Source organism: Candidatus Neomicrothrix sp., from assembly GCF_035329545.1.
In the GTDB taxonomy this organism is placed as follows: domain Bacteria; phylum Actinomycetota; class Acidimicrobiia; order Acidimicrobiales; family Microtrichaceae; genus Microthrix; species Microthrix subdominans.
Window position 1 is genome coordinate 168,296 of the sequence record NZ_DAOLGP010000001.1, and the last position, 13,802, is coordinate 182,097.

At 68.0% G+C, this 13,802-nt stretch carries 13 protein-coding genes; 7 read left to right on the plus strand and 6 right to left on the minus strand.

Translation table 11 applies throughout. The annotated features are described in order from the left end of the window. Nucleotides 1–12: 12 nt before the first annotated feature. The 5 genes from PKD89_RS00775 (at nucleotide 13) to PKD89_RS00795 (ending at nucleotide 4,895) form a co-directional block, all read left to right on the plus strand. The gene (locus tag PKD89_RS00775) at nucleotides 13–1,248 is read left to right on the plus strand and encodes a glycosyltransferase family 4 protein (RefSeq protein WP_289010741.1); all 1,236 of its coding nucleotides are present in this window, start codon (nucleotides 13–15) and stop codon (nucleotides 1,246–1,248) included. Nucleotides 1,249–1,308: 60 nt separating this feature from the next. Next, a complete protein-coding gene (locus PKD89_RS00780; protein WP_289010740.1) occupies nucleotides 1,309–2,370 on the plus strand; it encodes a hypothetical protein in 1,062 nt (353 codons plus the stop codon). Nucleotides 2,371–2,432: 62 nt separating this feature from the next. Next, nucleotides 2,433–3,311, plus strand: coding sequence for a hypothetical protein (locus PKD89_RS00785; RefSeq protein ID WP_289010739.1), 879 nt, complete (start codon nucleotides 2,433–2,435; stop codon nucleotides 3,309–3,311). Nucleotides 3,312–3,321: 10 nt separating this feature from the next. Continuing rightward, nucleotides 3,322–4,338 carry an NDP-sugar synthase gene (locus PKD89_RS00790; RefSeq protein ID WP_289010738.1) on the plus strand — a complete coding sequence of 339 codons (1,017 nt, stop codon included), beginning with the start codon at nucleotides 3,322–3,324 and terminating at the stop codon, nucleotides 4,336–4,338. A gap of 134 nt (nucleotides 4,339–4,472) precedes the next feature. Beyond that, nucleotides 4,473–4,895 carry a hypothetical protein gene (locus tag PKD89_RS00795; RefSeq protein ID WP_287377767.1) on the plus strand — a complete coding sequence of 141 codons (423 nt, stop codon included), beginning with the start codon at nucleotides 4,473–4,475 and terminating at the stop codon, nucleotides 4,893–4,895. A 24-nt stretch (nucleotides 4,896–4,919) separates the two neighbouring features. Here the strand turns inward: PKD89_RS00795 and PKD89_RS00800 are convergent, their stop codons facing one another. Beyond that, nucleotides 4,920–5,927 (minus strand): SDR family NAD(P)-dependent oxidoreductase, encoded by a 1,008-nt coding sequence (locus PKD89_RS00800; RefSeq protein ID WP_289010737.1) that lies wholly within the window; start codon nucleotides 5,925–5,927, stop codon nucleotides 4,920–4,922. A 100-nt stretch (nucleotides 5,928–6,027) separates the two neighbouring features. On the opposite strand from PKD89_RS00800, the gene PKD89_RS00805 reads away from it, so the two are divergent. Then, nucleotides 6,028–7,464 (plus strand): carotenoid oxygenase family protein, encoded by a 1,437-nt coding sequence (locus PKD89_RS00805; RefSeq protein ID WP_289010736.1) that lies wholly within the window; start codon nucleotides 6,028–6,030, stop codon nucleotides 7,462–7,464. Nucleotides 7,465–7,513: 49 nt separating this feature from the next. On the opposite strand, the gene cofE is transcribed toward PKD89_RS00805, so the two are convergent. The 3 genes from cofE to gmd are packed head-to-tail and all read right to left on the minus strand — an operon-like array spanning nucleotide 7,514 to nucleotide 10,189. Further along, nucleotides 7,514–8,272, minus strand: a complete 759-nt coding sequence (cofE, locus tag PKD89_RS00810) for a coenzyme F420-0:L-glutamate ligase (protein ID WP_289010735.1) — start codon at nucleotides 8,270–8,272, stop codon at nucleotides 7,514–7,516. Continuing rightward, a complete protein-coding gene (gene cofD, locus PKD89_RS00815; protein WP_287377759.1) occupies nucleotides 8,248–9,186 on the minus strand; it encodes a 2-phospho-L-lactate transferase in 939 nt (312 codons plus the stop codon). The genes cofE and cofD overlap by 25 nt, the downstream gene beginning before the upstream one ends. 22 nt (nucleotides 9,187–9,208) lie before the next feature. Further along, nucleotides 9,209–10,189, minus strand: coding sequence for a GDP-mannose 4,6-dehydratase (gene gmd / locus PKD89_RS00820; protein WP_287377757.1), 981 nt, complete (start codon nucleotides 10,187–10,189; stop codon nucleotides 9,209–9,211). Nucleotides 10,190–10,335: 146 nt separating this feature from the next. Here gmd and PKD89_RS00825 point away from each other — a divergent pair, with 146 nt between their 5' ends. Next, nucleotides 10,336–10,812 carry a helix-turn-helix domain-containing protein gene (locus tag PKD89_RS00825; RefSeq protein WP_287377755.1) on the plus strand — a complete coding sequence of 159 codons (477 nt, stop codon included), beginning with the start codon at nucleotides 10,336–10,338 and terminating at the stop codon, nucleotides 10,810–10,812. A 201-nt stretch (nucleotides 10,813–11,013) separates the two neighbouring features. Here PKD89_RS00825 and PKD89_RS00830 read toward each other — a convergent pair whose 3' ends face one another. Continuing rightward, the gene (locus PKD89_RS00830) at nucleotides 11,014–11,922 is read right to left on the minus strand and encodes a GDP-mannose 4,6-dehydratase (protein ID WP_289010734.1); all 909 of its coding nucleotides are present in this window, start codon (nucleotides 11,920–11,922) and stop codon (nucleotides 11,014–11,016) included. A gap of 125 nt (nucleotides 11,923–12,047) precedes the next feature. Continuing rightward, nucleotides 12,048–13,721: a hypothetical protein gene (locus tag PKD89_RS00835; RefSeq protein ID WP_289010733.1), complete on the minus strand. Its 1,674-nt coding sequence runs from the start codon at nucleotides 13,719–13,721 to the stop codon at nucleotides 12,048–12,050. Between the last annotated feature and the right edge of the window lie 81 nt (nucleotides 13,722–13,802).

The following is a 13,802-nucleotide window of genomic DNA, read 5'->3' on the forward strand; positions in this document are numbered from 1 at the left end:
AGTCAGGCCCGCGTGAAACTGCTCGTCATTGCGCCTCATTTTGCGCCGGATGTGGCGCCGACCGGCGAGGTGATCACGTCGATCGTCGACGGGCTGGTCGACCGCGGCCACTCCGTCCATGTGATCACCGCGTTGCCCTGGTACCGCGGCCACCGGGTCGAGGACGGTTGGGGCGGCAAGCTGGTGCGCACCGAGGCGACCGAGTGGGGTGCGATCAGCCGCCTGCACCCGTTCCCGACCGAAAAGTCGAACATTCCTGCTCGTGCCCTGGCCTTCGGTGGGTTCACCGCCCTGGTCACGCTGCGAAGCCTGGCGATCCGCCACCGTCCCGACGCCGTCCTGGCCATGTCACCGCCGCTGCCGCTGGGCTTCCCCGGCGCGCTGGTGGGGGCGGTGCGACGCATCCCGTTCGTGTTCAACATCCAGGACGTCTTCCCCGACGTCGCCGTCGAGATCGGGGCGATCACCAACCCGACGGTCATCAAGGTTGCGTCGCTGGCCGAGCGGTTCCTGTACCGACGGGCGGATGCGGTCACCGTCCTCTCGGAGGACCTCCGACGCAACGTCGCCGACAAGCTCGGGTCCGGCGGCGACGAGAAGGTGGAGGTGATCCCCAACTTCGTCGACACCCAACGGGTGCAGCCCTCGAGTACCGATGTCGCCTACCGGCGCGAGTTCGGTCTGGGCGACCGCACGGTGGTCACCTATGCCGGCAACGTCGGGTTGTCCCAGCCGGTCGAGCTGCTGGTCGAGGTGGCCCGGCGCATGGTCGAGCGGCGCGACGTCGTCTTCGTCGTCAACGGCGGTGGCTCCTCCCTTGACTCGGTGCAACGTGCGGCCGCCGGCCTGGACAACGTGGTGTTTGTCCCCATGCAGCCACGGGAGCGTCTCTCCGAGGTGCTGGCGGCGGCGGACATCCACACGATCCTCCTGCGCCACGGCCTGGCCCGGTCCTCGGTGCCCTCCAAGATGTACTCGATCCTGGCAGCGGGCCGCCCGGTCGTCGCCTCCGTCGATCCCGACACCGAGGTCACCCGGGTGCTCGATCAGGCCGGGGCCGGCGTCTCGGTGGCGCCCGGCGCCGTCGACGAGCTGCACCAGGCGATCGTCGGCCTGGTCGACGACCCTGCCCGCCGGGCGACGATGGGGGCGTCCGGGCGCAGCTGGGTGGAGCGTTGGCTCTCGCCCGCCGCAGTCGCCGAGGCCTACGAGGAGTTGTTCGAGCGGCTGATCACTCAACACAACTGACCCTTGTATAGGAAGGCTTCTGGCAGTACATTGTCGCCAAGCCTGAACCGGGGGGTTCTCATGGGCGATTCGATCGTAGTTCAGGTGGCGGTTGGGTTGGCGCTGATATTCTTGGTGCTAGCAACATTGGTTTCGGCGCTGACCGAATTGATGTCCAAGGTTTTCAGGGTGCGTGCTAAGACGCTCTGGAAGTCGCTGGCTGGGCTGCTTAATCCGCCAGCCGTAAAGACCTATGGTCCCCCCGAAGGGACATCCACCGACTTCGGGCTCGCTGCCGGCCTCAAGATGGTCACAAACGACCCTCGGCCGACTGGTGCTCTGGGTGGGAATCATACAATCACTACCGATTTGGCGATGACGCCCTCCGTCCGAGCGTTCGATCCGACGGCCGATCCAAAGAAACCCACACAGGTGGCCCAATTGCCGCCGCGCGTCTTTGCTGCAGCCTTGTTGGAGTTGGCCGAAATCAAGGGTGAGTCCGGAAGCGTCGCAGCTCGCATCAGGAAGTTAACCACGGAGTACGGTGATGCACCGTTGGGCCAGTACCTAGCGACTATTGCAGCAGGAGTGGGCGACGACGTCGACCGCTTCGTCGACCAAGTGGGCGGATGGTTTGACGCTCAAATGACCCGCCTAACCGCCGTATATAAGCGCTGGGCAACACTCATCCTCTTTGTCATCGGTCTCGTGGTGGCGTTAGGCCTAAATGCCGACGCTATCGAGATGGGCATCGCTCTGAAGGAAAACACCCAGACTCGTACCGCCCTGGCCCTTGTGGCTGACAGCGTCGCTGGTAGCGATGTTTCAGCAATGTGCACCCGCCCTGCCGAGCCTGCCGAGCCTGCCGAGACATCCGGAACATCCTCCGACGGGGACAGTGGCACAGCGGACTACATCGACCTGCGTTGTGCTAGCCAAGCAGTAGGAAAGTTGGAACAGCTACGCATTCCAATCCTGGGCAACTGGTCGTGGCAGCGCTGGTTGGACAGTTGGACTGAAGGCGGTTTGCTCGGGGGTGTTACCCATGGTGCAGGGCTTTTGATTACTGCGATGGCTTTGGCTATGGGAGCGCCATTCTGGTTTGACTTGCTCGGCCTACTTACGGGGAAACGTCGCCAGTAGCGGGTCGTCTTGGGATGGGCGCTAGTGGATCGACCTCCTGGGAGTAGTAGCGTGTCCGGCTCATGGACTCTCAGCGCTCCCTCAAAAAGATCCAGCGCGTCCAGCGGGCCGGGGTCACCCGGGCTGCGGGACAACGGCGCCCCGTGGGCTTCACGTTGCTGTTGGTCGTCATCGTCATCGTCGGCCTGGTCCTCACAGCGTTCGCTCGATCGGCCTACCGAGACGTCTCGGGCGCCGCTCCGCGTATGGCGTCGGACACGGCCGAAGGCGACCGCTATCGAAATGCCTTCGGGATCTACCTGTGCGACCGCTTTATCGAACCGTTGGCCGACGTCAAGACCGACACCACCGGGATCCACTCCCACGACGATGGTCTGATCCACATCCACCCCTCGCAGCCGAGCTCGGCGGGGTCGGGAGCGGTGATCGGCAAGTTCTTTGATGCGGTCGGCCTCGAGGCGACGCCCGACGTGGTCGTGCTCCCCGAGGGCGCAGACGCGAAGGAAAAGACCTGGACGAGCGGCACGACCACCTGCAAGGTGGGTGACGGCAAGGACGCGAAGAAGGAAAAGGGCCAGTGGGTGCTGTTGGAGTACCCGGCCCAGGCCGGTCCCGATACCGAGCCAATCGTGCACACCGACGACTTTGGTGAGCTCCCGGTGCGCACCGACGGTCAAGCCTGGACGCTCGCCTTTCTCCCCGAGAAGCAGATCGACAACGTGGCGGAGAAGCGCAAGGGCGACCTGTTGCCCCCCAGCATCGAAGCCCTGAAGAACCCCGACAACGACCAGGAGCCTGGCCAAGGAGACCTCCCGGCCAATCCTGGCGAGAACATCCCCACCGATGTCACCGTTCCGGCGGGCGACGATCCTGCACCCACGACCGGGGAACCGGCACCCACGACCGACGCCACCGCGCCGGTCACCACGGCTGCGGGCTGATCGGGCCGCCATGCGAGCGATCGTCCTGGTTGGAGGTTTCGGCACTCGCCTGCGCCCCCTCACCCTGACCCTGCCCAAGCAGATGCTGCCGGTGGCCCACACCACCATGCTCGAGCGCGTGGTCGGCGGCCTGTCGGAAGCGGGTGTGACCGAGGTGGTGCTGTCGCTCGGGTACCGGCCCGACACCTTCGTCGAGGCGTATCCGTACGGGTCCTGCGCCGGCGTCACGCTGCACTATGCGGTGGAGCCTGAGCCGCTCGACACGGCGGGTGCCATCCGCTTTGCGGCGCTGGAGGCCGGGCTGGACGAGCGCTTCCTTGTCGTCAACGGCGACGTCCTGACCGATCTGGATGTGGGCGCCCTCTGGGACCATCACGAGCGCTGTGGGGCCGAGGCGACGATCGCCCTGACGCCGGTCGAGGATCCGTCCCGTTTCGGCGTCGTGCCGACCCGGGACGACCATTCGGTGATCGACTTCGTCGAGAAGCCCGACCCCGGCACAGCGCCGACCAATTACATCAATGCCGGCACCTACGTGATGGAGCCCTCGGTGATCGGGCGCATCGCCGATGGCCGCCGGGTGTCGGTCGAGCGGGAGGTGTTCCCGGCCCTCGCCGGTGACCGCACCCTCTACGCCCTGCGCAGCGACGCCTACTGGCTCGATGCGGGTACACCCGAGACCCTGTTGCAGGCCAACCTCGACGTGCTCGCCGGCAAGCGGGCCTTCGGCAGTGATGCGGTGCACCCGTCGGCCCGCGTGCACTCCGATGCGGTCGTCGTCGACTCGATGATCGGCGCCGAGTCGGTCGTGGAGGCCGGCGCACGGGTCGAACGCTCGGTCGTGTTCGCCGGCTCGAGCATCGGCGCCAACGCCACGGTGACCATGTCGCTCATCGGTGGCACCGCCACGATCTCCGAAGGCGCCACCGTGGCCGACCTGAGCGTGATCGGCTTCGGCGAGAAGGTCGAACCCGGTGCAGTGCTGTCGGGCGACGTTCGGCCGGTGAAGGACGCCTGGCCCGACTGAGGCTCGGCCGACGGTCACCTCCGAGCTGGTCCCCATCTTTGCCAAAACTTGACCCGGCCCTGGGCTTGCGCTGGCACGTTGGGTGTGAGGGTGCATCGACGCCGCAACGAGCGGCGGCCTGAAAGGGACCCCCCATGTCAACACGTACAGCATCCGGAGCATCCGACCTGCGACGAGGGGCGGCCGCGGCCTGCCTCATCGGCGCGGGGTTGCTCCATGGGTTCATTACCCTCGAGTACGTCAATGAAAAGCTGTACATCGGCCTTCTGTTCGGACTGTCGGTGCCACTGTGCATCGGCTTGGCCGCCTACCTGTGGCAGCACGACGACCGCCGCGCCTGGCTCCTCGGTGCAGCCCTCTCGGCCGGCATGATCGTGGGCTTCCTGGTCAGCCGCACGACCGGGCTCCCCGGGTTCAACGAATCGGGAGTGTGGGCGCACTGGACCGAGGGCTTTCCGGCGTTGGCCACCGAAATCGGCTTCCTGGTGGCGGCGGCCCCGGTGCTGATGGCATCCATCGGAGCCGCTCAGGGACACGGCCAGCCGCTCCGGGGGTAGCGGATCGCCCGGCCCGACTGAGGCTCAGCCGACGGCGACCGGCGCCCTCAGCTCGGGCACCGGCGGAACGGGGTAGCCCGCCTGGGCCAACAGCCGCTCGGACAGCTGCCAGAGGTGCTCGGCGTGCACGGTGGATCGGGCCCGGCGGCCGACCGTGCCCGGGCGCTTTCGCACCCAATAGGTGCCGCTCGACCGACCGCACAGCACCGACGTGGCGGCGAACACCGGCGTTTCAGCGCCCTGTCCGGCGGTGATCAGCACCCGCTGTTCGATCGGGCGCAGCCACCGTTCCATGCGACTGGACACGTCACCGTCCATGGCGAACTCGCTGGCGACACTGCCCGGGTGGACTGAGTGAACGACCACCCGGGTCGGGTCGAGCCGGTTGGCCAACGAACGCGTGAAGGCGACGTTGGCCAACTTCGACTCCCCGTAGACACCCAACGCATTCCACAGGCCGATGCGGCGGTGAGCAAGGCGTCCGAAGGGAATGCCGCGGGGAGCCAGGTGGTGGGCCGCGGAGGCGATGTTGATCACCCGGCTCGGGATGGCTCGGCGCATCAGGTAGTCGTCCGGTTCCGGGTCGGCAACACCGCGCAGCTGAGGGAGCAGGCGACGGGTGAGGTAGAAGTGGCCGAGGTGGTTGACCCCGAACATCGTCTCGAACCCCTGAGCGGTCTCGGTGCGTTCGCCCAGGATCAGGCCGGCGTTGTTGATCAACAGGTCGATGGTGCGACCCTCGAGAGAGGTGGCCAGGGCGCTCACCGTCGCCAGGTCGGCCAGGTCGAGCGGCAACATCTCCACCGACTCGTTGCCCGACCTGGCGATGATGTGCTCGAGCGCCCGTTCCCCCTTGGCCCGGTTGCGGACGGCGCCGATCACCGTCGCTCCACGCGTTGCCAACGCCACTGCTGTCTCCAACCCAATGCCGGAGTTGGCGCCGGTGATCAACGCCACGGAGCCGTCCAGACGCTCGGGCGAGGGCGGGTGGTCGATCGCCACGGAGGCCGGGCCGGAGGGGGGAGACACCATGGGGGCACGCTAGATGATCGGCCGTCCCCAACTTCTCGGACGGCTCCACGGGACGCAACACACCGAATGACACGGCCTTTCCCCGGGCGTACCGTGAGACATGGCCGACACCGTCACAGCCAACGCCCGTCCCAGCGCCCCAATACCGAACCGGTACCTCGAGGGCGCCTATGCGCCGGTCGCCGAGGAGGTGACGCTCACCGACTTGGTCGTCACCGGCACTCTGCCGCCGGAGTTGGACGGGCGCTACCTGCGCAACGGCCCCAACCCGCTCGGGCCGGTCGACCCGGCCACCTACCACTGGTTCACCGGCGACGCGATGGTGCACGGCCTGCGCCTGCGGGACGGTCGGGCCGAGTGGTACCGCAACCGTTGGGTGCGCTCGACCAACGTGAGCGAGGCGTTGGGTGAGCCACCGGCCCCCGGCGAGCGCCACGGCGGCATGGAGACGGCGAATACCAACGTGATCGACCTCGGTGGCCGCACCATGGCCATCGTCGAGGCCGGCGCCCGTCCCGTCGAGCTGAGCGACACCCTCGACACGCTGTGTCACACCGACCTCGGCGGCAGCCTGCCCCACGGCTACACCGCCCACCCCAAGGTCGACCCGGCGACCGGGCTCCTGCATGCGGTCGGCTACTACTGGGCCCGGCCCAACGTGTTGGAGTACGCGGTGATCGAGCCGTCCTCCGGCCGGGTGGTCCACCGGGTCGACGTGCCGGTGCCCGGCAACCCGATGGTCCACGATTGCTCGATCACCGAGGGGCATCTGGTGCTCTACGACTTGCCGGTCACCTTCAACCTCGACGTGGCCGCATCCGGCGCCTCGTTCCCCTACGTGTGGGACGACGCGTACGGCGCGCGGGTGGGAGTGATGCCCCTCGGGGGGCAGCCGGAGGAGGTGCGCTGGTTCGAGGTGGAGCCGTGTTACGTGTTCCATCCAATGTCCGCCGAGGAGCGGCGCCGGGAGGACGGAACACTCGAGATCGTGCTCAACGTGGTGCGCCACCCCTCGATGTTTCATACCGATCCCCATGGGCCCAACGAGGGAGCGCCCACGCTGTGCCGTTGGACGTTGCGCCTCGGCGCCGATGGTCAACCGCTCGGGCCCGTGGCTGAGTCCCAGCTCGACGACCGCCCGGTCGAGTTTCCTCGGGTGGACGAGCGCCGGGTGGGGCGGACGGTCCGCTACGGGCTGGCCAACGTTCTGGCGGTGGGCGACGGCTCCCCAGGTGCGGGTGGCGATATCGGCTGGGGGGATTCCGGCCTGGTCCGCTACGACCTGGAACGCGGCGAAGCCCTCGAGATTCCGCTCGGGCCGGACCGGGCGCCCGGCGAGGCGGTGTTCGTGCCCCGCAGCGTCGATGCCGCCGAAGACGACGGCTGGTACCTGATGCTGGTGAGCAACCGGACTGACGGCACCTCCAGCCTGGATGTGTTGAGCGCCGCCGACCCGGCCGGCGGACCGGTCGCCCAGGTGCAGTTGCCGGTGCGCGTGCCGCTCGGCTTCCACGGCAACTGGGTCCCGCTCCGCTGAGGCCGTTCGGGCCACGGAGGCCGGATCCCGTTCCGCTGAGGGTTTGGCGTTAGCGGAAGAGGTCCTCGGCGGGGGAGCGGACGAGGTCGGCGACGACGCCCCCGGAGGCGGGCAGGTCGGGATCGGCCGGGTCGGTGAGCCAGGCGGGGTCAACGCCGCGGACGATCGCTGCGGCGATCCCAGCCGACTTGCCCATCACCAGGTCGGCCGCGGCCGCCACCTCGTCGACCAGCGCCACCTCGGTGACGGCCAGCTCGCGGCCGAGCGCATCGTTGGTGCCGCGCAGGTCGAGGATGGGTCGGATGCCCGCCGAGCCGAGGGCGATGTCGGTCACCCCCCGGCGCCACGTCCGCCCGAACGTGTCCGAGATGATCACGCCGCAGGTGACGCCATAGCGGTGCACGAACACGTCGCGTAGGCGGCGGGCCGAACGATCGGGATCCTCGGGCAGGAGGGCGGCGGTTCCCGCTTCCACGTTCGACAGGTCGATGCCTGCGTTGGCGCAGACGAAGCCGTGATGGGTCTCGGAGATCACCAGATCGCCCCGGCGGCGAAGGATGCGCCGCGACTGCCCGGCGACCAGCGCCCGGTGGGCGTTGGGGTCGTTGGCATCGATCGCCACCAGTGCGTTCTCCGCCTTGCTGACCACCTTCTGGGTGACGACAACCACGTCGCCGTCCTCGAAGCCGACAGAGGCCAGCGCAGCGTCGGCGACCAGGGCGCCCAGATCATCGCCGGGCCGAACCTCGGGGATGCCCGGAACCGGCAGCAGCTCCAGGCTGTTCACCTCGGAGCGCCGGCCAGACACACCCGGGCCAGCTCGGCGGCTCGCTCGGGCGTGTCCATGATCGACGGCGCCACCACCGGCGTCATGCCGGCCTGGGCCACCGCACCAGCGAGGTCGGCGTCGACGGTGTCGATGATCAGCGCGCTTGCGAACGGTGCGTACCGCCGAGCGACGCCGACGACCGAGGCCTCCTCGCCGAGGTTGGTCATCAGGCGGGCTGCGGGTCCCTTCAGGGCCGCCCCGCCCACGATGGGCGACACCGCAATCACGGATTCTCGCCTGAGGGACAGTGCCTCGCCGATGCCCGGCACGGCCAGCACCGGACCGACCGAGACGATCGGGTTGGACGGGGCGATCACCACCACAGCGGCGTCCCGCAGGGCGACGGTCGCTTCGGGGGTGGGTCGCGCCTCGATGGCGCCGGAGAAGCGGACGGTCGCCACGTCCACATCGTGTTGCGCTCGAACGAAGTACTCCTGAAAGGTCAGCGTCCCCCCGTCGTGGGTTGTCACCTTGGTGCGGATCGCGTCGTCGCTCACCGGCAGCAGCCGCAGGCCCAGGCCGAAGGTGCGCGTGATCTCGGCGGTCACCTCGGTGAGGCGGGCGCCCTCGGCCAGTCGATGGCCACGCCACAGGTGGGTGCCCAGGTCGAGGTCGCCCAGCGCAAACCAGCCGATGTCTGCCCGGCCGTTGGCCTTGGCGTGGCGACGCAGCGACCCGAGCGCAGCCCAGGTCTCCCCGGCCAGACCCCACCCGGTGTCCGGGTTGACCGCACCGGCCAGCGTGTAGGTGATCGTGTCGAGGTCCGGGCACACCAACAGACCGTGGAACTCGGTGTCGTCGGCCACGTTGACGACGGCGGCGATCCTGGCGGGGTCGGTGACCTGCACCATCCCCGCCAGTAGGCGCGCCGCGCCGACGCCACCCGAGATCACGGCGACCGTCGGGGCCGACGGTTCAGGCGAGATGATCGAGCTTCCCCGAGAGCAGCGCCATGTCGGCGTCAACCATCATGTGGACCAGCTGCTCGAAGTCGGTCTTGGGCGTCCAGTCGAGCACCTTGCGGGCCTTGGCCGGATCGCCGACCAGGAGGTCCACCTCGGCGGGCCGGAAAAACTTCTCGTCGACCGTGACATGGTTCTCCCAGTTGAGCCCGACCCGGTCGAAGGCAACCTGGCAGAACTCCCGCACCGAGTGGGTATCGCCGGTGGAGACCACGTAGTCGTCGGGTTCGTCCTGTTGCAGCATCAGGTACATCGCCTCGACGTAGTCGCCGGCAAAGCCCCAGTCGCGCTTGGCGTCCAGGTTGCCCAGCGCCAGCCCGGTGTCCATGCCCAGCTTGATGCGGGCTGCACCGTGGGTGATCTTGCGGGTGACGAACTCCAGGCCGCGCCTGGGAGACTCGTGGTTGAACAAAATGCCCGAGCAGGCAAACAGGTCGTAGCTCTCGCGGTAGTTCAGGGTGATCCAGTGGCCGTAGACCTTGGCGACGCCATAGGGGGAACGGGGGTGGAACGGGGTGGTCTCCAGCTGGGGCACCTCGTGCACCTTGCCGAACATCTCCGAGCTGGAGGCCTGGTAGAAGCGGACGTCCGGGTCGACGATTCGGATGGCGTCCAGCAAGCGGGTGACGCCGAGGCCGGTCACCTCACCGGTGAGCACCGGCTGGGAGAACGACGTCTGCACGAAGCTCTGTGCTGCCAGGTTGTACACCTCGTGGGGGCGGTAGGTACGCAGCAGTTCGATCAGGCTGGCCTGGTCCAACAGGTCGCCGTTGACCGTGGCGATGCGATCCTGCAGGTGGGCGATGCGCTCGAAGGTCACCGTCGAGCTGCGGCGCACCATGCCGATGACCTCGTAGCCCTCGTCGAGCAGCAGCTCGGCCAGGTACGAGCCGTCCTGGCCGGTGATTCCGGTGATAAGCGCGCGCTTGGTCATGGGTGTAGTTGTAGTCCACCCGCTCGGGGGTGTCTGTCTACTCAGTTGACACGTTTGCGTAGCTCCTCCCGTTTCGGAGGTTCGCTCTGATCCTGGGCGGTACCACCTCTCCGGGCCCCGTCTTCAGCGGGTGTATCTTTGCTGCTGTGAGTGAGCCCCCGGACGCGTCGCTACCCTCCAATCTTGGGGGGCGGATCGCAGCTCTGCGCGGTGACTTGGGGTGGACGCAGACCGAACTGGCCGAACGGGTGGCGATCTCGCGGGTGGCGGTGTCCAACCTCGAATCGGGCCGATCGATCCCCTCGGAGCGCACGGTGGTGTTGCTCGCCGGGGTGTTCGGCACCGAACCCCACCAACTGGTCGCCAACACGAGCTATCCCCACCAGAAGAGCGACCGCCTGCCCCTGGTCGCGGCGCGCCACACCGAGATCGACCTTCAGCTGGCGCTTCTCGACCGGGACCTGGAGTGGCTGGCACGGGTCGAATCGCCCGAACTCACCCGGGAGGTACTGGGTGAGTGGCGTGTTCGCCTGGAGTCGCTGGCCCAGCGGACGCTGGATCGACGCTGCCGGGACCAGTTGGCCGAGGCTCGGCGGCGGGTGGGGCGTCTCGCCGGGTCCTGACGAGCCAGCAACTCGGGAGTGCAGAAGACCGTCAGGGCGCCCGCTGGGCTCCCGAGTTCGCAGCGCACCGGCAACTCGGGAGTGCAGAAGACCGTCAGGGCGCCCGCTGGGCTCCCGAGTTCGTGGTGGTGTGGGCGCCGGCCTGGGTGAGGGGGCCTCAGGCTTGGGTGCGGGGGGCCTCAGGCTTGGGTGAGGAGGGCCTCAGGCGTCGGCGACGCGTGAGCGGGCGGTGCCCATCAGGTCGGCCAGCGTCTGCGACAGCGGTATCTCGGGCTGCCATCCGGTGGACGCCTCGATCTTGGAGTTGTCGCCCAGCAGCACGGGGATGTCGACCGGACGTTGCAGGTCGGGGTCGGAGGTCAGCCGCACGTCGACCGTGGCCATGGCGATGAAGGAATCGACCAACTCCTGCACCGCCACCGCTGCGCCCGAGCAGATGTTGTAGGCCTCGCCGGGCTGCCCATCGAGTACCAGCAACCGGTAGGCCCGCACCACGTCGCGAACGTCGGTGAAGTCGCGCTTCGGGGTGAGGTTGCCCACCGGGATCTCTCCGCCGCCGTTGATTTCGGCCTGCGCCACGCGTTGTGCCAGTGCCGGAGCGACAAAGCGGGGCGACTGGCCGGGGCCGAGGTGGTTGAACGGGCGGGTCCGAATGACGTCGAGCCCGTAGCCCAGGCCCGCTTGGACCGCCAGGAAGTCGGCGGCGACCTTGGAGGCTGCGTATGGGCTGACCGGTCGCAGCGGGCACTGCTCGGTGATCGGCAGATCATCGGTGTGCACCCGGCCATACACGTCGGCCGACCCGACGACCAGAACCCGTTCGACCCCTGCGTCGCGGCAGCCGAGCAACACGTTGAGCGTGCCTTCGGCGTTGGCCCGAAACGTGGACGCCGGGTGATCCCAGCTGCCACCGACATCGGCATCACCGGCCAGGTGGTACACCGCGTTGGGGCGGAGCTCCGCCATGGCTGCCGTCACGGCGGGCCCGTCGGTGATATCGATGCCCTCGAGCGTGCGGTCCCAACCGATGACCTCGTCGCCGGACGATTCGAGATGGGCGGTGAGGTGGGCGCCGACGAAGCCGCCGGCACCGGTGACGAGCGCCCTCACCGGGGTTGCGGCGCCGGGCCGAAAGCGGAGAAGGTGGGCACAAAGCGAGGCACGGCGACAGCATAGGAGTGCGGGCCCTCCTGCGGTCAGCCGGCGGTTGCCCGGGCGGGCGGCCGTCCGTGTGGTCAGGCGGCCGGCCGAAGGTCGTAGACCTCCGCCAGCACGATTCCGCGCTCCTTGACGACCCCGACCGGCGTGTTGCCCGCCCTGAATCCGGCCACCTCTCCGGACAGGTCCAGTTGGCGATCGTTGATGTAGATAATTCGGTAATCGGCCGCATTTCCGACTTTGGTCGCCCGGCCGCAGGTGATCGCCTGGTCGAAGTAGGGAAATGCCATCGCCACCATGATGTTGTCGCAGTTGCCGGCCTCGCGTCTGGCGATGATGTCGTCGGCATCCCTGATGCCTTCCCCCCAGCCGACAACCAAGAGTGACTCGGCCCGGTCCGAACCGCCGAGCAGCGGGTTGAAGTAGATCCCGCCCCACGGGCTGACATGAACGGCATACCCGGTTGCGGCGACGAGAGCCACCGCTGCAGCGATGGGAAGCGTCCTCGGATATCTGCCAACAAATCCGGCCACGAGCGGGCCGAAGCGACCGGAGCGGAGGTGCTCTACCAACCTCGCCGCACCGATTCCGGTGGCGACCGCCAGCAGCGGCAGGACTTCGATGATGTAGCGGTCGATCTTCTTCGGGGTCAGCGTCAGAACGGTGACGGTTGTGACGATGAAGACGACGATGGTGAGGAATTGTCGTCGCCGATGGCGATCGGTGAGGCCGATCGGGACCAGGATCACGGCTGCGAGCATGAACCACGGCGTCATCCGAAACGGAGTGGTGACGAAGTAGAACAGGCCGGGCGGCGCGAAGGTGATCTCGCCCTGGAAAACGCTGAATTGCCCGGCGTCGGCGAGGCTCGCCGACTTGCGCAGCACGCCCAACTGATCACCGGGGGCAACGACGATCGCCGGCCACAGGATGGCGACGGTGGCGGCGCCGGCGAGGATGATGATCGCCAGGGGCTCGAGGACGGATCCCAGCCCATCCTGCCAACGGCCCCCTGCCCGTCGGGAACCGACAACCCGGCGCCAGGCGACCCAGCAGATCAACAAAACCGCCCCAGGAATGAACGCCACGGCCGAGAGCTTCGTCAGCGCGGTCAGCGCCGCCAGAATGCCGGCAACCACGGCGGTCGCTACGGGGCGCTCGAGGGGAGGTCCGCCGCGTCCCAACAAGCGAGCGAGCAACACCACGGTGCAGGCTGCAAGGAGCCCGAGGAGTTCGTCGGTGTGGAGGACGGCGCCGTGCCCCACGAGGAGCGGCTCGGTCGCCATGAAGAACCCGACGGTCATGGACGGAATGGCACCGAGCCACTGCCAGGTGAGCCACACGAGCAGCCCGATCAGCAGGCTGGTAGCGATTGCCAGAGCGATCTGGGCACTCTGCAGACCCGTCCAGGCTTGAGCGAAGGGCTCATCGGAAACGACCCCGATCTTTTGGCCGGCGCCGTAGAAGAACCGCGCGATCGAGCCGACGATCATCGTGGGCACCCCTGGCAAGGTGGCCACCTGATCGCCCGTCGCAGCGGTCATGCCGGCCAGGTTGGCGGTGGAGAGCGCGTCCGAGTACCGGACCGTCCGCCGCATCCACACCAGTTCGTCGTAGGTCAGGTGGTGGCCGGCGGTCAGCATCCTCGGAATGAACGCGCTGACAGCGAAGAAACCGGCGACCGCCTTGGCGTTCAGCACACAGCGCTTCGCTCTGAGGTCGGTGACAGGCGCGGCTTCGACTTCCTGCACGATCGGAACCTAGTGCGCGAGGCCTGGTACGCAGGCTGTGGAGGGGGCGATCACCGGCGGTCCATGGCCCACTCCTGGGTG